At 57.4% G+C, this 24,217-nt stretch carries 21 protein-coding genes and 1 riboswitch; of the genes, 8 read left to right on the plus strand and 13 right to left on the minus strand.

The genetic code is table 11. The features are described 5' to 3' along the window. Window positions 1-9: 9 nt before the first annotated feature. The 3 genes from ACIPF8_RS18420 to polA form a co-directional block, all read right to left on the minus strand. Window positions 10-804, minus strand: coding sequence for a ZIP family metal transporter (locus ACIPF8_RS18420; protein ID WP_400423785.1), 795 nt, complete (start codon window positions 802-804; stop codon window positions 10-12). 197 nt (window positions 805-1,001) lie between these two features. Further along, complete coding sequence (locus ACIPF8_RS18425; RefSeq protein ID WP_400423739.1) at window positions 1,002-1,886, minus strand: dienelactone hydrolase family protein; 885 nt, start codon at window positions 1,884-1,886, stop codon at window positions 1,002-1,004. Between the two features lie 56 nt (window positions 1,887-1,942). Continuing rightward, window positions 1,943-4,723 carry a DNA polymerase I gene (gene polA / locus ACIPF8_RS18430; RefSeq protein WP_400423741.1) on the minus strand — a complete coding sequence of 927 codons (2,781 nt, stop codon included), beginning with the start codon at window positions 4,721-4,723 and terminating at the stop codon, window positions 1,943-1,945. On the opposite strand from polA, the gene ACIPF8_RS18435 reads away from it, so the two are divergent. From ACIPF8_RS18435 to ACIPF8_RS18450, 4 genes are all read left to right on the plus strand, one after another. Further along, window positions 4,724-5,461, plus strand: coding sequence for a TIGR00730 family Rossman fold protein (locus tag ACIPF8_RS18435; RefSeq protein WP_400423743.1), 738 nt, complete (start codon window positions 4,724-4,726; stop codon window positions 5,459-5,461). Between the two features lie 185 nt (window positions 5,462-5,646). Beyond that, window positions 5,647-6,075, plus strand: a complete 429-nt coding sequence (locus tag ACIPF8_RS18440) for a DUF2782 domain-containing protein (protein ID WP_400423745.1) — start codon at window positions 5,647-5,649, stop codon at window positions 6,073-6,075. A gap of 122 nt (window positions 6,076-6,197) precedes the next feature. Further along, window positions 6,198-7,154, plus strand: a complete 957-nt coding sequence (locus tag ACIPF8_RS18445) for a homoserine kinase (RefSeq protein ID WP_400423747.1) — start codon at window positions 6,198-6,200, stop codon at window positions 7,152-7,154. 15 nt (window positions 7,155-7,169) lie between these two features. Beyond that, entirely contained in the window at window positions 7,170-7,967 is a 798-nt protein-coding gene (locus ACIPF8_RS18450) for a BPSS1780 family membrane protein (RefSeq protein ID WP_400423749.1), read from the plus strand. A gap of 88 nt (window positions 7,968-8,055) precedes the next feature. Here the strand turns inward: ACIPF8_RS18450 and ACIPF8_RS18455 are convergent, their stop codons facing one another. Next, window positions 8,056-10,335 (minus strand): UvrD-helicase domain-containing protein, encoded by a 2,280-nt coding sequence (locus tag ACIPF8_RS18455; RefSeq protein ID WP_400423750.1) that lies wholly within the window; start codon window positions 10,333-10,335, stop codon window positions 8,056-8,058. Between the two features lie 178 nt (window positions 10,336-10,513). Between ACIPF8_RS18455 and ACIPF8_RS18460 the strand changes: the two genes are divergently transcribed. After that, window positions 10,514-11,740, plus strand: coding sequence for an MFS transporter (locus tag ACIPF8_RS18460; protein ID WP_400423751.1), 1,227 nt, complete (start codon window positions 10,514-10,516; stop codon window positions 11,738-11,740). Between the two features lie 124 nt (window positions 11,741-11,864). After that, window positions 11,865-12,353 (plus strand): Dps family protein, encoded by a 489-nt coding sequence (locus ACIPF8_RS18465; protein WP_061532259.1) that lies wholly within the window; start codon window positions 11,865-11,867, stop codon window positions 12,351-12,353. 8 nt (window positions 12,354-12,361) lie between these two features. On the opposite strand, the gene thiE is transcribed toward ACIPF8_RS18465, so the two are convergent. From thiE to thiC, 5 genes are all read right to left on the minus strand, one after another. Further along, window positions 12,362-12,976 (minus strand): thiamine phosphate synthase, encoded by a 615-nt coding sequence (gene thiE, locus ACIPF8_RS18470; protein ID WP_400423753.1) that lies wholly within the window; start codon window positions 12,974-12,976, stop codon window positions 12,362-12,364. A 4-nt stretch (window positions 12,977-12,980) separates the two neighbouring features. After that, complete coding sequence (locus tag ACIPF8_RS18475; protein WP_400423755.1) at window positions 12,981-13,814, minus strand: hydroxymethylpyrimidine/phosphomethylpyrimidine kinase; 834 nt, start codon at window positions 13,812-13,814, stop codon at window positions 12,981-12,983. Further along, window positions 13,811-14,623: a thiazole synthase gene (locus ACIPF8_RS18480; RefSeq protein ID WP_400423757.1), complete on the minus strand. Its 813-nt coding sequence runs from the start codon at window positions 14,621-14,623 to the stop codon at window positions 13,811-13,813. Before ACIPF8_RS18480 ends, ACIPF8_RS18475 begins: the two co-directional genes overlap by 4 nt. 99 nt (window positions 14,624-14,722) lie before the next feature. Continuing rightward, window positions 14,723-14,923, minus strand: a complete 201-nt coding sequence (gene thiS / locus ACIPF8_RS18485) for a sulfur carrier protein ThiS (RefSeq protein WP_400423787.1) — start codon at window positions 14,921-14,923, stop codon at window positions 14,723-14,725. Between the two features lie 8 nt (window positions 14,924-14,931). After that, window positions 14,932-16,845, minus strand: a complete 1,914-nt coding sequence (thiC, locus tag ACIPF8_RS18490) for a phosphomethylpyrimidine synthase ThiC (protein WP_400423759.1) — start codon at window positions 16,843-16,845, stop codon at window positions 14,932-14,934. A 98-nt stretch (window positions 16,846-16,943) separates the two neighbouring features. Then, a riboswitch (TPP riboswitch) is annotated at window positions 16,944-17,050 on the minus strand. A 234-nt stretch (window positions 17,051-17,284) separates the two neighbouring features. Here thiC and ACIPF8_RS18495 point away from each other — a divergent pair. Both ACIPF8_RS18495 and ACIPF8_RS18500 read left to right on the plus strand, forming a co-directional pair. Next, entirely contained in the window at window positions 17,285-20,119 is a 2,835-nt protein-coding gene (locus ACIPF8_RS18495; RefSeq protein ID WP_400423760.1) for a valine--tRNA ligase, read from the plus strand. A gap of 97 nt (window positions 20,120-20,216) precedes the next feature. Then, window positions 20,217-20,651 (plus strand): DUF2147 domain-containing protein, encoded by a 435-nt coding sequence (locus ACIPF8_RS18500; RefSeq protein ID WP_400423789.1) that lies wholly within the window; start codon window positions 20,217-20,219, stop codon window positions 20,649-20,651. A gap of 136 nt (window positions 20,652-20,787) precedes the next feature. On the opposite strand, the gene ACIPF8_RS18505 is transcribed toward ACIPF8_RS18500, so the two are convergent. From ACIPF8_RS18505 to ruvA, 4 genes are all read right to left on the minus strand, one after another. After that, the gene (locus tag ACIPF8_RS18505) at window positions 20,788-21,630 is read right to left on the minus strand and encodes a 2-keto-4-pentenoate hydratase (protein WP_400423761.1); all 843 of its coding nucleotides are present in this window, start codon (window positions 21,628-21,630) and stop codon (window positions 20,788-20,790) included. Window positions 21,631-21,780: 150 nt separating this feature from the next. Further along, the gene (locus ACIPF8_RS18510) at window positions 21,781-22,233 is read right to left on the minus strand and encodes a YaiI/YqxD family protein (protein ID WP_400423763.1); all 453 of its coding nucleotides are present in this window, start codon (window positions 22,231-22,233) and stop codon (window positions 21,781-21,783) included. A gap of 43 nt (window positions 22,234-22,276) precedes the next feature. Further along, a complete protein-coding gene (gene ruvB, locus ACIPF8_RS18515; RefSeq protein WP_400423765.1) occupies window positions 22,277-23,335 on the minus strand; it encodes a Holliday junction branch migration DNA helicase RuvB in 1,059 nt (352 codons plus the stop codon). A 91-nt stretch (window positions 23,336-23,426) separates the two neighbouring features. Beyond that, the gene (gene ruvA / locus ACIPF8_RS18520) at window positions 23,427-24,005 is read right to left on the minus strand and encodes a Holliday junction branch migration protein RuvA (protein WP_400423767.1); all 579 of its coding nucleotides are present in this window, start codon (window positions 24,003-24,005) and stop codon (window positions 23,427-23,429) included. Window positions 24,006-24,217 lie beyond the last annotated feature (212 nt).

Consider the following 24,217-nt stretch of genomic DNA (forward strand, 5'->3'; position numbering starts at 1 on the left):
CGCCGAAATTTAATGATGATGCGCGTGACGAGTCAGGAACAGCACAATCGCTACCCCGGCGCCGATCAGCAGTATCTGCGGAATGGTTTCGCGCAACGTGGCGCGGCGCTGCATTTGTGGCATCAGGTCGCTCACAGCGATGTAGATGAACCCCGATGAGGCAAACACCAGCACGTAGGGAATCCATTCCATGCCGCGCTCCAGCGTAAAATAACCCAGCAAGCCGCCGGCCACCGCCATCAGGCTGCAGATCAGGTTATACACATAGGCACGCGTACGGGAGAAGCCGGCATTCAGCAGCACGATGAAGTCGCCGATTTCCTGCGGGATTTCATGCACGATGATCGCCAGGCCGGTGATCAAACCCAGATGCGGATCGGCCAGGAAGGCTGCAGCGATCAGGATACCGTCGGTGAAATTATGCAAGCCATCGCCGACCAGGATCATCCAGCCGGCCTTGCCCGCTTCTTTCTTGTCATGTCCATGGTGATGCCCATGCCCATCTTCTTCGTGATGATGCGAGTGGCGCAGGATGGCAAATTTTTCCAGCACGAAGAACGCCAGCAAACCGCCCAGCAGCACTGAGAACAGCGTGTGGCTGTCGGCATTCGATTCGAACGCCTCAGGCAGCGCGTGCAGCAAAGAAGTCGCCAGCATGATGCCGACTGACAAACTGACCATGCGCTCGACCATCTTGGACAGCAGAGCGAACGAAAATATGGCGGCAGCGGTGATACTGAAGAGGCCGGCGATAGTGGTCGCCAGGAGAATTGAAACGAGTGTGGAATTAATTTTTGGCCCCAGCAACAGATGTTAGATGCAACAATGTTGCAAATTAAAGCACAACCGCTGCAATTGGGCAAATTTTACTTTTTTGGAACGGAGCCCAACAGCCATGTCATCCCGTAGGATGGGCAAGTTTTTTTGCCCGCACCCTACGAGTTACCAGATGACAAAACGACATTTAAAGATCAAGAAAGCACGAAGTCGCCGCCATCGCGTCAACTCACGCCATGCGCCTTGAACCAAGCCAAGACCCGCTTCCACCCATCCTTGGCATCCGCTTCAACGTAGCTGGGCCGGTAATCGGCATTAAATGCATGACCGGAATTCGGGTAGACAACAAATTCCGACTTGCTGTTGCCCTTGGCCAGCGCTTCTTTCATCTGCGCCACATGCTCCTGGGTAATGCCCTGGTCCTTGCCGCCATACAATCCAAGCACCGGCACTTTCAAGGTAGGCGCGATATCGACCGGCTGTTTCGGCGTCAGCTCGTTGCGCTCACCCACCAGGCCGCCGTACCATGCCGCAGCCACCTTCACCTTGGGATTATGGCTGGCATACAGCCACGTAATGCGGCCACCCCAGCAGAAGCCGGTGATGGTCAGCTTGTCGACGTTGCCGCCATTTTCCTTGGCCCAGGCGACGCAGGCATCGATATCCCCCATCACCTGATCGTCCGGCACTTTTGAAATCACGTTTTTATACAACTCGGGAATCGATGCAAAAGCCGCCGGATTGCCCTGGCGAACAAACAGATCCGGGGCAATCGCCAGATAACCCAGCTTGGCAAAACGCCGGGTGATATCGGCAATGTGCTCGTGCACTCCGAAAATTTCGGAAATCACCAGCACCACCGGCAGATTGGTTTTCCCCTCAGGCTGCGAGCGGTAGATCGGCACACTGAGACCGTTCTGCTGGATCTCGAGCGGCCCGGCGGTGAGGCCGACGGAATCGGTCTTGATCACGGTTTGCGCGGTGACAGGCATTACCGCAGCGGCAAACCCGGTACCCAGCGTCGTCTTCAGGAAGGTGCGGCGATCCACCTCGCCAGACAAACTGGTTTTCGCCACCAGGCTATCGAAATCCTCTTTCAAATTCGGCATGCAAGCTCTCCTTCAACATTGACCATCAATGATCGATTTACGCATCGGCGTCAGCATCAATGCGCTTCGTCCCAGTTCTTCCCGACTCCCACTTCTGCAATCAGCGGCACCCGCAATTCAGCCACACCAGCCATCAGCTGCGGCAGTTTTACCCGCACCAGTTCCAATTCGTCCTGCGGCACTTCCAGCACCAGTTCATCGTGCACCTGCATGACCATCTTGGATTTTAACCGGTCTGTTTCAATCCAGTTTTGCACGGCGATCATCGACAATTTGATGAGGTCGGCGGCGGTGCCTTGCATCGGCGCATTGATCGCCGCGCGTTCGGCGCCCTGGCGACGCTGGCCGTTCGGCGAATTGATTTCCGGCAGCCACAGACGGCGACCGAACACGGTCTCGACATAGCCTTGCGACTTGGCCTGCACCCTGGTCATGTCCATGAATTGCTTGACGCCGGCGAAACGCATGAAATATTTTTCGATGTACATCTGCGCTGCCGCGCGTTCGATGCCGAGATTGCCGGCCAGGCCGAATGCGCTCATGCCATAGATCAAACCGAAGTTGATGACCTTGGCGTAACGACGTTGCTCACTGGTGACTTCAGCCGCCGGCGTGCCGAAGATTTCGGCAGCGGTGGCGCGGTGGATGTCGACGCCTTCGGCAAACGCGCTCAGCATGTTTTCATCGCCCGAGATGTGCGCCATGATGCGCAACTCGATCTGCGAATAGTCGGCCGACACGATCACGCTACCCTCGGGCGCCACGAATGCTTCGCGGATGCGCCGTCCTTCGGCTGTGCGAATTGGAATGTTCTGCAGGTTCGGATCGTTCGATGCCAACCGCCCGGTTACCGCCACCGCCTGCGCATAATTTGTGTGCACGCGGCCGGTATTCTGATTGACCATCTTCGGCAATTTGTCGGTATAGGTCGACTTCAGTTTCGACAGGCTGCGGTAGTCGAGCAACACCTTCGGCAACGGATAATCCTCGGCCAGTTTCTGCAGCACTTCTTCATCGGTCGACGGCGATCCGGACGGCGTCTTCTTGACCACCGGCAGCTTGAGTTTTTCAAACAGGATTTCACCCAACTGCTTCGGCGAACTCAGGTTGAACGGTTGCCCTGCCAGGTCATAAGCCTGCTGTTCGATTTCCAGCATGCGCTTGCCCAGTTCATTCGATTGCGTCGCCAGTCGGCTGGCATCGATCAGCACGCCGTTGCGCTCGATCTTCTGCAGCACTACCGAAGTCGGCACTTCGATTTTTTCGTAGATGAAACGCAGCTTGGCGTCGTCGACGATATGCGGCCACATCGCCAGATGCAGCTGCAGCGTGATGTCGGCATCCTCCGCCGCATATTCGGTGGCGCGGCCGATCTCGACTTCATCAAACCCGATCTGCGACGCGCCCTTGCCGCATACTTCCTGGAACGTGATGGTCTGATGGTTCAGATGCCGCAGCGCCAGGCTGTCCATATCGTGGCTGCGATGCGATTCGAACACATAGGATTCGAGCAGCGTGTCATGCACGATGCCACGCAGGTTCACACCCTGGTTGGCGAAGATATGGCTGTCGTACTTGAGGTTCTGGCCAACCTTCGGCTTGCTGTCATCTTCCAGCCAGGCGCGCATTTTTTCCAGCACGAACTCGCGCGACAATTGCGTCGGCACGTCCTGGTAACGATGCGCCACTGGAATGTAGGCGGCTGTGCCGACTTCGCAGCACAACGAGATGCCGACCAGTTGCGCCGTCATCGGTTCAAGCGACGTAGTTTCCGTATCTACCGCAGTCAAGGTAGCGCTGTCGATACGTTTCAGCCATTGGTCCAGCTGGGCTTCCGTCAGCACGGTTTCGTAGTGCCGCTCAACCTTGGAAAACAGGCTGCTTTGGGCCGGCTCGGCGCTACCCGGTGCGCTCTTCCCCACACTATCGTTGCCGGCAGTTTTGGCGGCGCCTTCTGCAACGACGGCAGCATCTCCTGGCCCACTCAATTCACGCAGCCAGGTCTTGAAGTTGTAACGGGTAAACAAGTCGATCAGGGTGTCCTTGTCTTGCTCCGGCGCCTTCAGCGATTCCGGGATCGACACCATGTGTGCGCTCAGGTCGCAATCGGTTTTTACCGTCACCAGTTCCTTGGCCTTCGGCAGCCAATCGAGCACCTGGCGCAGGTTCTCGCCTACCGCGCCGCCGATGTTCGCTGCGTTCGCGATGACCGCATCGACAGTGTCGTATTGCGCCAACCATTTGACCGCGGTCTTCGGACCGACCTTGGCGACACCCGGAATATTGTCGACGGTATCGCCGATCAATGTCAGGTAATCGACGATGCGTTCCGGCGGCACGCCAAACTTGGCGATCACGCCAGCGCGGTCGAGCTTCTCATTGTTCATGGTGTTGATCAGTGTCACATGGTCGTTGACCAGTTGCGCCAGATCCTTGTCGCCGGTCGAGACCACCGCATCCATGCCGTGCGCAACCGCCTGCACGGTCAGTGTGCCGATCACGTCATCGGCCTCCACGCCTTCGACCATCAGGATCGGCCAGCCCATCGCGCGCACGGCGGCGTGAATTGGCGTAATCTGTTTAACCAGGTCTTCCGGCATCGATGCCCGAGTGGCCTTGTAGTCGGCGTACATGTCGTCGCGAAAAGTTTTACCTTTTGCATCGAACACACAGGCAAGGTAAGCTGCGGGGTAATCAATGCGTAAACGGCGCAACATATTGATGATGCCGTATAGTGCGCCGGTCGGTTCATTGGCGGCATTGCGCATATCGGGCAGCGCATGAAAGGCCCGGTAAAGATAACTGGAACCATCAACTAACAGCAGGGTTTTTTGCATATGGAATTGAACGGAAAAAATGTGCCGCGTTTGCGGCAAGTGACGGACATCGAACGCGCCACTTCAAAGAAGGCGCGCGAATCGTGGCATATGTTCACGATTATGGCAGAATTTATCGAGTCGACCGAACGCCTTTCCGAGTTGCATCCCGCAGTATCGATCTTCGGCTCGGCGCGCATCAAGGCTGACAACCCATATTATCCGCTGTGCATGGATATCGCGCGCCGTTTTTCGGACGAAGGATTTGCCGTGATTTCGGGCGGTGGCCCAGGCCTGATGGAAGCCGCCAACAAAGGCGCCTTCGAAGGCAAATCGCCATCGGTCGGCCTGAACATCGAATTGCCGCATGAACAAAGCGGAAATAAATGGCAGGACATTTCTCTCAGCTTCCGCCATTTCTTCGCCCGCAAGGTTGCATTCGTGCGCTACGCCGATGCCTACATCGTCTTGCCTGGCGGTTTCGGCACGATGGACGAATTGACCGAGGTGCTGACCCTGATCCAGACCGGCAAATGCCGCCATATCCCGATCATCCTGGTCGGCAGCAGCTTCTGGAGCGGCCTGCTGGACTGGTTCCGTACGCAGCTGGTTGGCGACGGCATGATTGCCGCCAAGGACATGGATCTGATCCAGGTGCTTGACGATCCGGCCGAGATTCTCGATGCAGTGGTGAAATTCTATGAATCCGGCGAAACCGTCATGGCCGAGTCCGATCGCCATACCGGCGTGCTGCTGTAACATTTCGGCATGAAATAACTGCCATTTGCACAACAGTTAATGGCTTTATATAAAGATGGGCGCAGGCGGCTGAATTTACCGGAATCGGTGGACCAAGGCCGCCTTATCGCCTATCCAGGTCGGCGGTTTGTTACAATGGAGACTCGCTTCCACATCTTGTTTTAACCAAGGCAGCCCAAATTCACATGAATAAATCCAAAGTCTGGCAACTATTGGCAGTTTGCATTGCCTCGATTGCAACACCGGTGTTGGTGAACGCTCAGCAACCACCGCAGACCGTCGCCCCGCCGCCGCCCGAACTGCAGAAGCTCGACGAAGGCGAAGCGCCGGCCGTGACGATCCGCAAGCCGGGCGAAGGCCCTGCCGACATCACCGAAAAGCGTGAGCAAGGCCGAGTTACCGAAGTCAAGGTCAACAGCGGCGGCAGCACCTATTCTGTGAAACCGCAATCGCAAGCCGGCACCCTGGGCCCAAATGACGGACCGGTACGCGGCGCGCAATGGCAGATCAAGGAATTCGATCTGGGCCAGAAGCCACGCAAGGAAGGCGAAGCGGCGCAAACCAACGGCGATCCGGGATTGCCACCGCCTACCATACCGGCGTCCCAGAACTAGCAACTGCAACGGCCAGCAAGCAGCCATGCGGCTAATGCGCGGAATCAACACAGATTAGCCGCGCATTTGCCGCATATTTATTCCGACATAGTCTTAACGTAGTTCTTTCCCCGATTTTTCCCATGGCAGTATTTACTCCCGTCACACTGGACGATCTCTCGCAGTGGATTCCCCCCTTCTCGTTAGGCAAGGCGCTGGCAATCAGAGGGATTTCCTCCGGTATCGAGAACAGCAATTTTTTCATCAATACCGAGCGCGGCGAGTACGTGCTGACAGTGTTTGAAAAGCTCACTTTCGAGCAACTGCCGTTCTACCTGGAATTGATGCGCCACCTGGCGCAACGGGACGTGCTGGTGCCGGAGCCGATCGCCAACAGCCAAGGGCAGATCATCAACCCTCTGCACGGCAAACCGGCTGCAATCGTCACCAAGCTGGCCGGCGATTGCCAACTGGCGCCGGCGGCGGTACATTGCGCAGAGGTGGGCGCGATGCTGGCAAAAATGCATCTGGCGGCACAGGATTTCCCGATCCGCCAGCCTAATTTGCGCGGTCTGCCATGGTGGCGCGAAACGGCGCCGGTTGTATTGCCGTACCTGCCAGCAGAAGGACAGCAATTGCTGCATGATGAAATGGCGTTCCAGGAAGCTTTCGCCGCCTCGGATACCTATCGTCAACTGCCGAACGGGCCGGTCCACGCCGATCTGTTCCGCAACAATGTCATGTTCGACGGCGACCGGCTGACCGGATTCTTCGATTTCTACTTCGCCGGTTGCGATACCTGGCTGTTTGACCTGGCGGTGACTGTCAACGACTGGTGCATCGACCTCGACAGCGGCGTTCTGGACAACGCCAGGGTGCGCGCCATGCTCGACGCCTATCATGCGGTGCGGCCGTTCAGCGCCGCCGAACAGACGGCGTGGCAGCCGATGCTGCGAGCCGGGGCGTTGCGCTTCTGGCTGTCGCGACTGTACGACTTTTACTTGCCTCGTGCTGCGGAAATGTTGACGCCGCACGACCCAAGCCACTTTGAACGAATTTTGCAGCAGCGCGTGGCGCACCCTGCTCCTGCCCTGTACTGATTGTTGATGGAAACGATGGAAAAACTGCCTGCAAAAACCGGATGGATCTGGATCAAAGAGGGCTTTGCGCTTTTCCGCAAACAACCCGCTGAAATATCCACGCTGTTCCTGGGATATATGTTCCTGATGCTGCTGCTCAATTTCATCCCGGTGCTGGGCCAGATCATGCCGCTGGTCCTGATCCCGGTATTTGCGATGTCCTTCATGGAAGCGTGCGTGCATATCGAGCAAGGGAAACGCGTCTTCCCGAATCTGCTTCTGGTCGGCTTCCGTTCGCCGGCGATCAAGAATCTGCTGATCCTTGGCGTGCTGTACCTGATCGCCGGCGTCGTCGCGATTGCTGCGTCTGCATTGGTCGACGACGGCATGTTCTGGAAAACCTTGACCGGCCAGACTTCGCTCGATGCAAAAGAAATACAGGATTCCAGCATGTCGCTGGGGATGCTGTTTTCCGCCTTGGTGTACACGCCGGCCGCCATGGCCTTCTGGTACGCCGCGCCGCTCATCATGTGGAAAAAAATGAGCGTCTCGAAGGCGGTTTTCTACAGCTTCTTTGCGGTATGGCGTGAAATGAAAGCATTCACCGTGTATGGCCTGGCGTGGGCTGCCATCGGCGTCATGCTGCCGGCAATCATCAGCGTGCTGATTGCACTGCTGATCGGCAATGCGGCGGTCACCATGATGGTCCTGCTGCCGCTGTCGATTGCCTTGACGGTGGTGATGTACTGCTCTTTCTATCCGACCTACACTCACATTTTCGGCAGGCCCGAAGAAGATTTGCCGTTGCCGCCGGCAACCGAACCCCAAGAATAAATAACCGGACGTAGGGTGGGCAGGATTTTTCTGCCCACGCGTTGCTGCAAGGCCCCACGCCACTCAGACGCGGGCACAGGCGCCAACCCTACGCCACCTTCTCCAGCTTCGCCACACTCAAATCCAGCAGCTTCATCCCATGCCTGCCGAAGTTGATATGAGCGCGTGCATTGCCGCCGCTGCCTTCGATATTGACGATCACACCTTCACCGAATTTCTGGTGCGCGACGTTTTCGCCGATGCGCCAGCCGATATCGCGCCGCCCAAAATTCTTGGAAATCGAATTCGCAGCCTTTTCCGGCGCCTCATCCCACGCCGATTTCGGATTGGCAAACCAGCTATGCTGCTGCACCTTCGGCGATAGCCATTTCAATGCATCTTCCGGCAACTCGTCGAAGAAACGCGAGCGCATGTTGTAGCGGGTCTGGCCGTGCAGCATGCGAGTCTGTGAAAAGCTCATGTACAAGCGCTTCTTGGCGCGAGTGATGGCGACATACATCAGGCGCCGCTCCTCTTCCACGCCGGCATCTTCTTTCTGCGAATTCTCGTGCGGGAACAAACCCTCTTCCAGCCCGGTGATGAACACCGCGTCGAATTCCAGCCCCTTGGCCGAGTGCACCGTCATCAATTGCAAGGCTTCCTCACCGGCCTGGGCCTGGTTGTTGCCGGCCTCCAGCGAAGCATGCGAAAGGAAAGCCGACAATGGCGACATGACCGCGGACAACGGCGCATCAGCATCGAAAATCTCGATGCCGTCGGCGGTCGTGATGGCTGCGCCCGACACCGCTTGCGCCTTCGGGCCAAGCAAGGCTGGCGCATCGATGCCGAATCCCTCTTCCGAGACAAACAGGGTCGCAGCATTCACCAGCTGCTCCAGATTCTCGATGCGGTCGGCGCCTTCTTTTTCAGTCTGGTAATGCTTCAACAGGCCGCTCAGATCGAGCACCACCTGCACCATTTCCGGTAAAGGCAGATGCTGGGTTTCGAAGCGTCCGCCTTCGATCAGCTTGAGGAAAGAGCCGAGCGTGGCACCGGCCTTGCCGGCCACATACGGCACCGCCGCGTACAGGGAAATGCCGTATTGTTTTGCCGCATCCTGCAACTGTTCCAGTGAGCGCGCACCGATGCCGCGCGCCGGGAAATTCACCACGCGCAGGAAGGCTGAATCATTGTGCGGATTATCCATCAACTGCAGATACGCAATCGCGTGCTTGACTTCAGCACGTTCGAAATAGCGCTGGCCGCCGTACACCCGGTATGGAATGCCGGACGCCACCAAAGCATGTTCGATCACGCGCGACTGCGCATTCGAGCGGTACAGCACGGCGATTTCGCTGCGGCTGGCGCCGTCGTTGATCAGGCTCTTGGTTTCTTCGACGATCCACTGCGCCTCCTGCAAATCGCTGGTGGCTTCGTAGATGCGCACCGGTTCGCCATGTCCGGCATCGGTGCGCAGGTTCTTGCCGAGGCGCTTGCTGTTGTTGGCGATCAGCGTGTTGGCGCTGTCGAGGATGTGACCGTGCGAGCGGTAGTTCTGCTCCAGCTTGATCAGGTTCTCGACCCGGAACTCGCGCTCGAAAGCGCTCATGTTGCCGACGTTGGCTCCGCGGAAGGCGTAGATGCTCTGGTCATCATCGCCCACTGCGAACACCGCGCCGCGCTGCCCGGCCATCAGCTTCAGCCACTTGTATTGCAGGTCATTGGTATCCTGGAACTCGTCGACCAGGATGTGCTGGAAGCGCGACTGATAATGCTCGCGCAACGGCTGGTTGCGGCTCAGCAGTTCATATGTACGCAACAGCAATTCGGCGAAATCGACCACGCCTTCGCGCTGGCATTGCTGGTCGTACAGATCGTACAGCTCGACGAACTTGCGGTTGTAATCGTCATTGGCCTCGACATCGTTGGCACGCAGCCCCTGATCCTTGGCGCCGTTGATGAAATACATCAGATTCCGCGGCGGATATTTTTCATCGTCGACATTCATTGCCTTCAACAAGCGCTTGATGGCCGACAGTTGATCCTGCGAATCGAGGATCTGAAAGGTCTGCGGCAATCCGGCATCGCGATAATGCGCGCGCAGCAAGCGATTGCACAAACCGTGGAAAGTGCCGATCCACATGCCGCGCGTGTTAATCGGCAGCATCGCCGACAAACGCGTCATCATTTCCTTGGAAGCCTTGTTGGTAAATGTCACCGCCAGCACGCCGGCGGGCGACACCTGGCCGGTCTGGATCAGCCAGGCAATGCGCGTAGTCAGGACCCGGGTTTTGCCGGAGCCGGCGCCCGCCAGGATCAGTGCGGATTGCGCTGGCAAGGTTACTGCCGCCAGCTGCTCTTGATTGAGGTTATGAAGAAGATTTTGCATCCCGCCATTATAAGCTGCACGGGTGATGCCTGATGCCTAGTTCCCCATACTTATCCAGACAGGAAAATACCAACAATTGTGCTCGCCAGCAGCATCGTGACTGGAAGAGTAAAATACTGCATTGCATCATTGTCCACTCTGGACGCCTTCCAAAAAATCAACCAAGCCGTCTAATATCATGCCCGAAGAAGTTCGTCTCGACCGCGCCAGCCAGCCGCGGTCAGAGGCCGCCGTTACGTTTCAGATCGTCTCCACTGCATTTTTCACATTTATTTGCTATCTGGCAATTGGTATTCCGCTGGCCGTGCTGCCCGGCTATGTCCACACAGATCTGGGCTACAGCTCGGTATTGGCGGGGCTGGCGATCAGCATGCAATACCTGGCCACCCTGCTGAGCCGTCCGCTGGCCGGCCGCATGGCGGACTCGGTCGGGCCCAAGACTGCGGTTCTGCGCGGCCTGGTCGGCTGCAGCATCAGCGGCGTATTCCTGCTGGTGGCGGCGTTCTTCACCCATATTCCGGCATTGAGCCTGGCCATCCTGCTGATCGGGCGATTGGTGCTCGGCTGCGGTGAAAGCATGGTCGGCACCGGCGCCATCACCTGGGGCATCGGCCAGGTCGGCGCCCAGCATACGGCACGCATGATTTCCTGGAACGGCATCGCCACTTACGGCGCGCTGGCCATAGGCGCCCCGCTCGGCGTGGTGATCGAGCACGCCTGGGGCCTGGCTGCCGTTGGCGCCACTGTCGCCGTGCTGTCGGTCGGCGGTTTCTTCCTGGCGCGCATGAAAGCCCCGACCGCGGTGGTGCGCGGCGAGCATATGCCATTCGGCAACGTACTGCGCCGGGTATTCCCGCACGGTATGGGCCTGGCGCTGGGATCAATCGGCTTCGGTTCGATTGCCACCTTCATCACCCTGTTCTACGCCAGCCATCAATGGCCGAACGCAGCTTTTTCGCTGACGCTGTTCGGCACCTTCTTCGTCGGCGCGCGACTGCTGTTTGCCCGCACCATCTCGCAATTCGGCGGATTCCGCGTATCGATCGTCTGTTTTTCGGTGGAGGCGCTCGGCCTGCTGCTGCTGTGGCAAGCCAGCTCACCGCCGATGGCGCTGGTCGGCGCGGCGCTCACCGGCTTCGGTTTCGCCTTGATCTTCCCGGCGCTGGGCGTGGAGGCAGTGAACCTGGTGCCGGCCAACAATCGCGGCAGTGCGCTGGGCGCGTATTCAGTGTTTCTGGACCTGGCGCTGGGCGTTACCGGTCCGCTGGCAGGCTTGATCGTCAGCGAATTCGGCTATCCCGAAGTATTCCTGTTTGCCGCGATCGCATCGCTGGCGGCTGTGGCGCTGACGGTCAACATGTATCGCCGCTCACAGGCGGCAACGAGCCCTGTAACCGCCGGCTAGACGGCTTGCGGCGCGATGTTAGACGCGCCGCATTTTCCGGCCGATTTCCTTGCCGATTGCGAATTGACATAAAATCGGGGTGCAAGTCTCTCATTCATACATCATTGTTAGAAGGAGCAGCACAATGGCAAAGAAAATCGTCGCGGCAATCGATATCGGCATCAGCGACAAGGATCGCAAGAAAATCGCCGACGGACTCAGCAAACTGCTGGCCGATACCTACACCCTCTATCTCAAGACCCACAACTTCCACTGGAACGTCACCGGGCCGATGTTCAACACGCTGCACCTGATGTTCGAAACCCAGTACAACGAGCTGTGGCTGGCGGTTGACCTGATCGCCGAACGCATTCGCGCACTCGGCTATCCAGCGCCGGCCACCTACAAAGCGTTTTCGAAACTGACTTCCATTTCGGAAGAAGAAGGCGTGCCTAACGCGACCGAGATGATCCAGCAGTTGGTGACCGGCCAGGAAGCAGTGACGCGCACCGCGCGTTCAATCTTCCCGGTGGTCGACGCCGCCGCCGATGAACCGACCGCCGATCTGCTGACGCAACGCATGCAGCTGCATGAAAAGAATGCGTGGATGTTGCGCAGCTTGCTGGAAAGCTGAACCGCCGACTAGCGTTTTTCAAACAAGGCAGTGAACTCGCGTGCCGCAGCAGTTGAGTCGTCCGCAAGATAAACACTGCTGATCGCGGCCACCATATCTGCACCAGCAGCGATCAGCGGCACCGCATTCTCCTGCGTCATGCCGCCGATCACCACATTCGGCAACGCGATTTCAGCCTTGGCGCGCGTGACGATATCGGGTGCAGTGGTGACCGGATATTTTTTGACGCGCGACGGATAGAATCCCCCGAAAGCGACATAACTGGCGCCGGCCCGATGTGCGACATGCGCCAGTTCCAGATCGCCATAGCAGGAAGCGCCGACAATCTTGTCCGGGCCGACCAAAGCGCGCACCTCGGCCACGCTGGCATCGGTACCGCCAACATGAATCCCGTCCGCATCCAGTTCCATGCACAATTCAACAAAGTCATTGATGATGAATGGCCGCTGATAACGACGGCACAATGCCAGCAAAGCACCAGCTTGCTGGCGCCGCTGCGCTGCATCGGCGGTCTTGTGCCGATATTGCAGCAATGCCGCGCCGCCTTGCAATGCCTGCTCGGTGACATGCAACAGTTTGTCGGTGTCATCCCAATCGGGCGTAACGATGTATAGACCCTTCATGGCTCTATCCTTGCAATGTGAGATGTGAAATAGGGGATGCAAGAAACGGCAGCGTCCGGCTGGGAATCCGCTGGCCCGGAGCTATTGCATAGGATGCGGCCAACGTTTGCTGGCAATAGGTTTGCGCCGCATCAATCGCCTGCTCCATGTTGAATCCGCGCGCCAGCAGCGCCGACAGGGCTGCAGCAAGCGTACAGCCGCTCCCGTGAAACTCTCCCGGCAAGCGCGGCCAGCTCCAATTGCGTTGCCCGTTGGCGCTGAACCAGCGATTCAACACTTCATGCTGTTCCGGTCCGTGTCCGCCCTTCAGCAGTACATGCCGGCAACCACGCTCCAGCAGCAAGGCCGCCTGCTGCTCCGGACTGGCTTCTGCGCCACACAGGCGATTCGCCTCGATCCGGTTCGGCGTGATGACTGTCGCCAGTTCAAACAGCGGTGCAATCGCAGCAATCGGATCTTCACTTGCCAGATTATCGCCATGGCCGTTCGCCAGCACCGGATCGAACACCACCGGCAAATCCGGCCGCCGCGTGCGCAAGTCGCGGATGATCGCAGCAATCACTTCGGCATTGGCGCGATTGCCGACAATACCTAGCTTGACCGCGGCGATATCGATACGATCAACCAGCACTTGCGCCTGTTGCCGCACCAATTCTGCCGCCACCGGATAAACGCCGAACACCCGTTCGTTGTCCTGCACCGTCAGCACCGTCACCACTGACAACGGGTGCGCGCCGAACGCAGCGATCGCGGTGATATCGGCTTGCATGCCGGCGCCGCCGCTCGGGTCCGAGCCGGAAAATACCAATACGCTCGGCGGTGTTGCTACTGCACTCACTTGACTCGTCCAGCCATCGGTGACGATGGCGACGCCGCAAAGCGCTTCGGAATCCGCCCGGCGAGAAATGCTTCGCGTCCGGCTTCAATCGCCAGCCGCATCGCCCGCGCCATGCGGATCGGATCCTGGGCGCCGGCAATCGCCGTATTCATCAGTACGCCATCGCATCCCAGCTCCATCGCGATCGCCGCATCGGACGCCGTACCGACACCGGCATCGACCAGCACCGGCACCTTGGCCTGTTCGATAATCAGCGACAGGTTCCACGGGTTCAAGATGCCCATGCCGGAACCGATCAACGACGCCAGCGGCATCACCGCGACGCAACCGATCTCTTCCAGGATGCGTGCCTGGATCGGATCGTCGCTGCAATACACCATCACATCGAAACCATCCTTGACCAGCGCTTCCGCCGCCTTCAGGGTTTCCGGCATGTTCGGGAACAATGTGCGTTCGTCGCCCAGCACTTCCAGCTTGGCCAGCTTATGGCCATTCAGCAGTTCGCGCCCGAGTTGCAGCGTGTACACCGCGTCGGCCGCGGTATAACAGCCGGCGGTATTCGGCAGTATCGTGTAGCGCGTCGGCGGCACCACATCCAGCAGATTAGGCGCCTTCGGGTCCTGCCCGATATTGACGCGCCGGATCGCCACCGTAATGATTTCCGCGCCGCTGGCTTCGGTAGCGGCGCGCGTTTGTTCCAGGTCGCGATATTTGCCGCTGCCGACCAGTAGCCGCGAGCTATAGGTCTTGCCGGCAATGGTCAGGCCGGTGTCTGCTTGTCCTGTCTCCAGGGAAGAATTGATATCCATGACAAATCCTCAAAAAAATTTCCGTAGGGTGGGCATGGAATGCCCACGCGTTGGCGCATCGTTGGCATCCGCGTGGGCACTCGTGCCCACCCTACGATGTCAGCCGCCGCCTATGGCGCGCACCACGTCAACTTTGTCTTGCGGCTGCAAGACGCGCTGCGGCCACAGCTTGGCCGGCACGACCTGCCGGTTGACAGCCACTGCCACCGCTTTGCCGGCCAATTCCAGGGCGACAATCAGCTGCTCCAGGTTCTCACCGTCAGGCAACGGATGCGGCGCGCCGTTGAGTACGATTTCCATCATCGACCTCACTGCTTGCTGTAGATTTCCGCACCGTTCTTGACGAACTCGATGGCTTTCACTTCCATGCCCTGCTTCAGCGCAGCGATGTCCGAAATGCCCTGTGCGGCGGCATATTCGCGGACTTCCTGCGTGATCTTCATGGAACAGAAATGCGGACCGCACATCGAGCAGAAATGCGCCACCTTGGCCGAATCCTTGGGCAAGGTTTCGTCATGGAATTCACGCGCCTTGTCCGGATCGAGGCCGATATTGAACTGGTCTTCCCAGCGGAATTCGAAGCGTGCTTTTGACAACGCGTTGTCGCGGATCTGCGCGCCCGGATGGCCCTTGGCCAGGTCGGCTGCGTGGGCAGCGATCTTGTAGGTGATGATGCCGTCCTTGACATCGACCTTGTTCGGCAAACCGAGATGTTCCTTCGGCGTGACGTAGCACAACATCGCCGTGCCGTACCAGCCGATGGTGGCGGCGCCGATGCCGGAGGTGATGTGGTCGTAGCCTGGTGCGATGTCGGTGGTCAATGGTCCCAGTGTGTAGAACGGCGCTTCGTGGCACTGTTCCAATTGGAGGTCCATGTTTTCCTTGATCAGGTGCATCGGCACGTGGCCAGGACCTTCGATCATCACCTGCACGTCGTGCTTCCAGGCGATCTGGGTCAGTTCGCCCAGGGTCTTCAGTTCACCGAGTTGCGCTTCGTCGTTGGCATCGTAGATCGAGCCAGGACGCAAGCCGTCGCCGAGGCTGAAGCTGACGTCATAGGCTTTCATGATTTCGCAAATCTCTTCGAAATGGTCATACAGGAAGGATTCGCGATGATGCGCCAGGCACCACTTGGCCATGATGGAACCGCCGCGGCTGACGATGCCGGTCAGGCGCTTGGCGGTCATCGGCACGTATTGCAGGCGTACGCCGGCGTGGATGGTGAAATAGTCGACGCCCTGCTCGGCTTGCTCGATCAGCGTGTCGCGGAAAATTTCCCAGGTCAGGTCTTCGGCTTTGCCATTGACCTTTTCCAGCGCCTGATAAATCGGCACGGTACCGATAGGCACCGGCGAATTGCGGATGATCCATTCGCGTGTTTCGTGAATGTGCTTGCCGGTCGACAGGTCCATCACGTTGTCGCCGCCCCAACGGATCGCCCAGGTCATTTTTTCGACTTCTTCGCCGATCGACGAGGTCACCGCCGAATTGCCGATGTTGGCATTGATCTTGACCAGGAAATTGCGGCCGATGATCATCGGTTCGATTTCCGGGTGATTGATGTTGGCGGGAATGATGGCGCGGCCGCGGGCGATTTCATCGCGCACGAATTCCGGCGTGATTTCAGCCGGCAGCGAAGCACCGAACGATTGACCCGGATGCTGGCGGCCCATCAGGTCGGCCAGTTTGTTGCCCATCGGGCCGGAGGCTTTCAGTTCTTCCAGGTATTCCTTGCGGCGCATGTTTTCGCGGATCGCCACGAATTCCATTTCCGGCGTGATGATGCCCTGACGCGCATAATGCATTTGCGAGACATTCTTGCCGGCCTTGGCGCGGCGCGGCTTGCGGTGCAGGTTGAAGCGCAGTTCCGCCAGCTTCGGATCGTTCAGGCGTTCGATGCCGTACTCCGAACTTGGACCAGACAGTTCTTCAGTATCGTCGCGTTCCATGATCCACGGCAGGCGTGGTGTTGCAAGACCGGAGCGGATATCGATCTTGACGTCCGGATCGCTGTACGGACCGGATGTGTCGTAGACATAGATCGGTGGATTCTTTTCGGCGCCGAACGAAGCCGGCGTATCGGACTGGCTGATTTGGCGCATCGGTACGCGGATATCAGGACGCGAGCCAGTGATATAGATCTTGCGGGAATTCGGTAAAGGATGGATTGCGGCTTCATCCACCGTAGCTGTGGCAGATAAGAATTTTGGGTTGGCGTTCAATTTTGGCTCCTTTGCTTGTCATTCATGGCTTGGAGCCAGCAAAGGAGTTTTCGAGTCTAGCGGCGCGGGATCACTATGATGCGTGGTGAATCGGCCGACAACAATCTCGACAGCTTCCCTTCGCTGGCATTACCCAGATCAGGTTCGAGGGTATTTCTCACCCGATTGCATTGCATTTCAGCAATCAGGACCCCTAGCGTTTTGCCGCCTTGGATTCAATACCAAGACAGCGGAGAGAATTCTACACCCGCAATCCGCCCGCGGTATATCAAAAATGCGGGCTTCCTTATCTCAGGTCAAGTATAGAAGGCCGCATCGGCAACAAATTCGTCGGCACGCTTGTCATTACGTCAAAAAAACTGCGTCCCGGCCCGCAATGTTAGGAGCCAATCGGCTGCGTACTTTATAATCATCGTTTTAGGAAAAAACACCAATAATCATGGAATTAGCCAAGTCTTTCGACCCTGCCGAGATTGAACAATTCTGGCGTAGCGAGTGGGAAAAGCGCGGGTATTACACCGCCACCACCGACGCCGACAAACCGTCCTTCAGCATTCAGTTGCCGCCGCCCAACGTGACCGGCACGCTACACATGGGGCATGCCTTCAATCAGACCATCATGGATGGCCTGACGCGTTACCATCGCATGCGCGGTTTCAACACGGCATGGATTCCTGGCACCGATCACGCCGGCATCGCGACCCAGATCGTGGTCGAACGACAACTCGATGCGCAGAAAGTCTCGCGCCATGACCTCGGCCGCGAGAAATTCGTCGAAAAAGTCTGGGAGTGGAAAGAAAAATCCGGTTCGACCATCACTGGTCAGATGCGCCGTATGGGCGCCTCCACCGACTGGAGCCGTGAATATTTCACGATGGACGACAAATTGTCCGGCACCGTGGTGGAAGTATTTGTGCGCCTGTTCGAACAAGGCTTGATCTATCGCGGCAAACGGCTGGTCAACTGGGATCCGGTGCTGGGCACCGCTATCTCGGAACTGGAAGTGCTGTCGGAAGAAGAAGACGGTTCGATGTGGCACATCCGTTATCCGTTCGCCGATGGCAGCGGCCATTTGACGGTAGCGACTACCCGTCCGGAAACCCTGCTGGGCGACGTCGCGGTGGCAGTTGATCCGACTGACGAGCGTTACATCCACCTGGTTGGCAAGATGCTGAAGCTGCCGCTGACCGATCGCGAAATCCCGATCATCGCCGACAGCTATGTCGACAAGGAATTCGGCACGGGCTGCGTGAAGATCACGCCGGCGCATGACTTCAACGACTATGCGGTGGGACAACGGCACAAGCTGGCGCAAATCACCATACTGACGCTGGACGCCAAGATCAACGAAAACGGCCCGGCCAAATATCAAGGCCTCGACCGTTTCGTCGCGCGCAAACAGATCGTTGCCGATCTGGACGCCGCAGGCCTGCTCGAATCCGTCAAGCCGCACAAGCTGATGGTGCCGCGCGGCGACCGCACCGGCGTCGTCATCGAACCGATGCTGACCGACCAATGGTTCGTGGCGATGAGCAAGCCGGCGCCGGAAGGCACGCATTTCCCGGGCAAATCGATTACCGAAGTAGCGCTGGAAAAAGTCGCCAACGGCGAAATCCAGATGATTCCGGAAAACTGGAATAACACCTACAACCAGTGGCTCAATAATATCCAGGACTGGTGCATTTCCCGCCAACTGTGGTGGGGCCATCAGATTCCGGCCTGGTATGCCGACGACGGCAAGATCTATGTCGCCCGCAATGAAGCGGACGCCAAGGCGCAAGCTGCGGCAGCCGGCTATACCGGCGCGCTGCGCCGCGACGACGACGTGCTCGACACCTGGTTCTCGTCGGCGCTGGTGCCGTTCTCGACCCTCGGCTGGCCAGAAGAAACGCCTGACTACAAGATGTTCTTGCCGTCATCGGTGCTGGTCACCGGTTTCGACATCATCTTCTTCTGGGTCGCGCGGATGGTCATCATGACCACCCACTTCACCGGCAAGGTGCCGTTCAAGACCGTGTATGTACACGGCCTGGTGCGTGACGGTAACGGCCAGAAAATGTCGAAGTCGAAGGGCAATACGCTCGATCCGATCGACCTGATCGACGGCATCAGCCTTGATGATCTGGTTGCCAAGCGTACCGTCGGCCTGATGAATCCAAAGCAGGCTGACAGCATTGCCAAGGCGACCCGCAAGGAATTCGCAGACGGCATCCCGGCCTTCGGCACCGATGCACTGCGCTTTACCTTCGCCTCGCTGGCAACGCTCGGCCGCAACATCAACTTCGACCTCGGCCGCTGCGACGGCTATCGCAATTTCTGCAACAAGCTGTGGAACGCCACCCGTTTCGTGCTGATGAATACCGAAGGCAAGGACTGCGGTTTCGAGGGCCATACGCCTGGCGTCTGCGACAAGGAAAAGCTGCAGTTCTCGCACGCCGACCGCTGGATCGTGTCGCTGCTGCAGCGTACCGAAGCCGATGTCGCCAAGGGTTTTGCCGACTACCGCTTCGACAATATCGCCTCGGCCATCTACAAGTTCGTCTGGGATGAATACTGCGACTGGTACCTGGAAGTCGCCAAGGTGCAGATCCAGCAAGGCAATGAAGCGCAGCAGCGCGCTACCCGTCGCACCTTGTTGCGCGTGTTGGAAGTGGTGTTGCGCCTGGCGCATCCGATCATTCCATTCGTCACCGAAGCCTTGTGGCAGAGCGTCGCGCCGCTGACCGGCAAGACACTGGATCCAGCTGGCGATTCCATCATGCGCCAGTCGTATCCGGAAGCGAATCTGGAAAAGATCGACGAAAGCGCCGAAGCCTGGATGACGCAATTGAAATCGCTGACGGATGCATGTCGCAACCTGCGCGGCGAAATGCAATTGTCGCCAGCGTTGCGCGTACCGCTGATTATCGCCGGCTCGGCAGAACAGCAAGCGACCTTGCAGTCTTTCGCTCCATACTTGCAAGCCCTGGCCAAGTTGGCAGAAGTGCAAGTAGTAGAGACTCTACCCGAATCCCCGGCGCCGGTCTCGATAGTCGGTGATGCTAAGCTGCTGCTCAAAGTAGAAATTGATGTAGCAGCTGAACGCGAACGGCTCGGCAAGGAAATTACCCGCATTGAGGGTGAAATCGTCAAAGCTCAGGCCAAGTTGGGTAATGAAAGCTTTGTCGCTCGGGCGCCGGCGCAGGTGGTGGCGCAAGAGCAAGAGCGTCTTGCCAATTTTTCAGGTACGCTGGAGAAGTTACGCGAACAGTTTGCAAAGTTAAAAGTATCTTGATTCCTTACTAATACATAGTGGCGTCCGGCTGCAGCAACGCGGCCGGCGCAACGAATACAGGAGACAAAGCATGCACAAACTTTCAACGCGGTTGTTGATGACCGCCATCGCCAGTAGCGCGCTGCTGGCATTTGGCGCCTTCGCCCAGGACATCAACTCACCGGTGGGTCTCTGGAAAAATATCGACGATCACAGCGGCAAGCCAAAAGCGCTGATCCGCATCAGCGAATCCAACGGCGAGCTGCGCGGCAAAATTGAAAAGCTGTTGCGCGACCCAAGCGAAGACCAGAATCCGAAATGCGTCAAATGCGAAGGTGCGCTGAAAGACCAGCCCATCATCGGCATGACCATCATCACTGGAATGAAGCATGACGGTGACGAATACAACGGCGGTCAGATTCTGGATCCGGACAACGGCAAGGTCTACAAGAGCAAGATGTCGTTGACCGACGGCGGCAAGAAATTGAATGTGCGCGGCTACATTGGCGTACCGCTGCTCGGCCGCACGCAAACCTGGCTGCGCGAGGAGTGATTCAGTAGCGCAGCGCTGTCGTTTTACAAGTAATCAGTCATAAATAAAAAATGCCGTTCAGCTGAAAGCTTGAACGGCATTTTTCATATACGGCGGCAGTAACAGCGGACAGCAACAACAGCGTTGTCGGCCTGGCTCAGACAAAAGAAACGGTCAGGCCCGGCAGTGCAATCCCCGAGAATGCGGTCACCCAGGTTTGCCCAGCTTGCACCGGATAAGCATCGGTCCAGGTGCCGGTGGTAATGATCTCACCGGCTTGCAACGGTGCGAACTGTGATTGTGCATTGAGCTGCTGATGTAAATGCCATAGCGCGTGCACCGGACTATCCAGCACATCGCTGCCAAAACCGGCGCCACACAATGTCACTGAATCTTCTGTGCAGCACGACAGTGAAACGCTGGCGTTGGCCAACATGCTGGCCAGGTTGCGCCGGGTCGCAGACGACAGTACATGCGGTTCGCCAATGATCAGCGTGCCGTGCAAGCCAAACGCGGCAATCGCATCAACCGCATCGAATTTCCAATCAGGAAATGGGCAAACTGCAATTTCAAATGCGTGCGCCATCCATTCGATGCAATCGGCCAACTCCTCGATACCGGCATCCGGCGATGGCGTCGTGCCAAGACTGAACACCACTTCCGGTTCAATGCGCGGTTGCAGCGCGCCTTCCAGGCTTTGAATCCCGCGGTTATCTTCGGCATAGCGCACCGTGGTATCAAATACGTGGGCCCAAAAAGGCTCATCGATGGCTTTGGTCACGCCATATTTTTTCCATATGGTGCGATTACTGAATCCCAGCTTGCGACCGACCGGGGTTGCTCCCTGGCCGATACTGGCATCAAGGATGCGCTTGCCAATATCGTAGCCATCCGTCGGCGAAAGTACATCCGCGTTCGACAACAGAGGCATCAGTTTGGCGCACGCCCGCGCATCGAGAAGCTGATGGGCATAACGGTTAGCTTTGGTGGACATGAGCATGGTTGATTTGCACACTATTAGTGAACACTATCGTATTGTCTGTGACGTTTAATTTTTATACAAGCATCGAATTATTATCTTTTCGACATCCGAATAAAAAGAGCCGTCATACCTGCCATCACATATAGATAGTGGCGTATTGGAAAAAATTCACCGACTGCGATGTTTTTGTAAAAAACGGTCAAGCTGTGATGCAAACAAATGGCGATCGCCCTGGCTGAATGCGGCCGGACCGCCTGTTTCGACTCCACTGGAACGCAACTCGTCCATGAAATTGCGCATCGTCAATTGCTGTTGGATATTGTCCTTGGTGTAAAACTCGCCACGCGGATTCAACGCATGGCCACCTTTTTCCAACACATCCGCCGCCAGCGGAATATCGCCGGTAATCACCAGGTCGCCGGCTTGCAGCAAGCGCACAATCTCACGGTCTGCAACATCAAAACCGGATGGTACTTGCACTGCCCTGACGAATCGCGATGGTGGCACCCGCAACAATTTATTGGCAACCAGGATCAGCTGTATCTGCAACCGATCGGCAACCCGGTACAGAATCTCTTTGATAACGTTGGGACAAGCATCGGCATCCACCCAGATCTGCATTTCTGCAAGCTGGCGCGGCGCCTCATCGGCCACCGGCTGCGAATTAATTTTGCCCCCACAACTCGCCGTTCGGCCCGGTGCGCGGCGCCGCAACGCCAAAATGACTATAAGCGGCCGGCGTAGCAATACGACCACGCGGCGTGCGTTGCAAATATCCCTGCTGAATCAGATACGGCTCCAATACATCCTCGATGGTGTCGCGTTCTTCGCCAATCGCTGCCGCAAGGTTATCCAACCCGACCGGCCCACCGCCGAATTTGAACAGCACCGCTTCCAGCAACTTCCTGTCCATGACGTCAAAGCCAACCGGATCGACATCCAGCATCACCAGCGCGGCATCGGCCATCGCCTTGGTGATTTCGCCGTTGCCTTTGACTTCCGCATAATCGCGCACGCGCCGCAACAAGCGATTGGCGATACGCGGCGTACCGCGACTACGCTTGGCAATCTCGAATGCGCCATCATCGACAATCGGCGCACCCAGCAATGAGGCGCTGCGGGTGACGATCTTGCTCAGTTGCGGGGGAGTATAGAACTCAAGCCGGGCCACAATACCGAAGCGATCGCGTAACGGATTAGTCAACATGCCGGCACGCGTGGTGGCGCCGACCAGTGTAAATGGCTGCAAATCGAGACGCACCGACCTGGCTGCAGGTCCTTCGCCAATCATGATGTCGATCTGATAATCTTCCAATGCCGGATACAGGATTTCCTCTACAACCGGCGACAAACGGTGAATTTCATCAATGAACAGAACGTCGTTTGCCTCGAGGTTGGTCAGCAGTGCCGCCAAATCGCCGGCACGCTCAAGCACCGGCCCCGAAGTCTGGCGCAGATTGACACCCATTTCACGCGCAATAATATGCGCCAGCGTTGTCTTGCCCAAGCCCGGCGGCCCGAACAGCAGGGTGTGATCCAGCGCCTCGCGCCGTTGCCTTGCCGCAGTGATGAAAATCTGCAGCTGATCGCGTATCTTTTCCTGCCCGACGTACTCGTCCAACTGCTTCGGCCGTAACGCCCGCTCGATTGCCTCTTCGTTCGGCGAAGCCGGTGTTGCAGCAATGATGCGTTGTTCGGTGAAATCGTCGGTTTGGATACTCATTATCGGATTGTAGCCAGTGTGCGGCGATTAAATATAGAAAAAAATTCACTACACCAATAAAAAACACATCTTCCTGCTTTGTGTCGCTTTCCTACAGCTTGGAGAGTACTTTCAATGCCAATTTGATACCTTCCGATACGGTCGCATCCGGCGGTAACTGCTTGAGTGCAAGCATCGCTTCCTTGTCGGAATAACCAAGCGCGATCAGGGCGTTCAAAATATCGCCGCTGGCATCGCTGCCGTGCGGGCTACCGACCGGCCCCAAATCTGCGCCCAGCTTGCCTTTCAGCTCCAGCAACAGGCGTTCAGCTGTTTTCTTGCCAATGCCAGGCACTTTGGTCAGCCGTCCGGCTTCCTGCAAAGTGACAGCTTGGGCCAGATCCTGCACCGACATGCCGGACAGGATAGAAAGTGCAGTACGGGCACCAACACCGCTGATCTTGATCAGCTGCTTGAAGACATTTCGCTCTTCCGCGCTGCCAAAACCATACAACACGTGCGCATCTTCGCGTATCGCCAGATGTGTCAGCAAGGCGACTTTTTCGCCAAGTCCCGGCAGGTTATAGAAAGTACTCATCGGTACCCCGACTTCGTAACCGACGCCATTGCAGTCGATCAGCAGTTGGGGAGGATTTTTCTCGAGCAGAATGCCTGAAAGACGACCTATCATCGCGGTATGGCCTTAATGTGAATCAATGAATCATACAGGACAACTGGTTAAAAACACAGTAGTTTTCTTGCGAGAATGCTGAAATTGAGCGAAGTGAACAGAAAGATTAAATTTTCTGCGCAAAGCAAAAACCCTCTGTGCGGTTAAGCACAGAGGGTTTTCTAATAAAAGCCTGACGATGACCTACTTTCACACTGGTTGCAGCACTATCA

The sequence above is a fragment of the Collimonas sp. NPDC087041 genome (genome assembly GCF_044745265.1).
Classification (GTDB): domain Bacteria; phylum Pseudomonadota; class Gammaproteobacteria; order Burkholderiales; family Burkholderiaceae_D; genus Collimonas.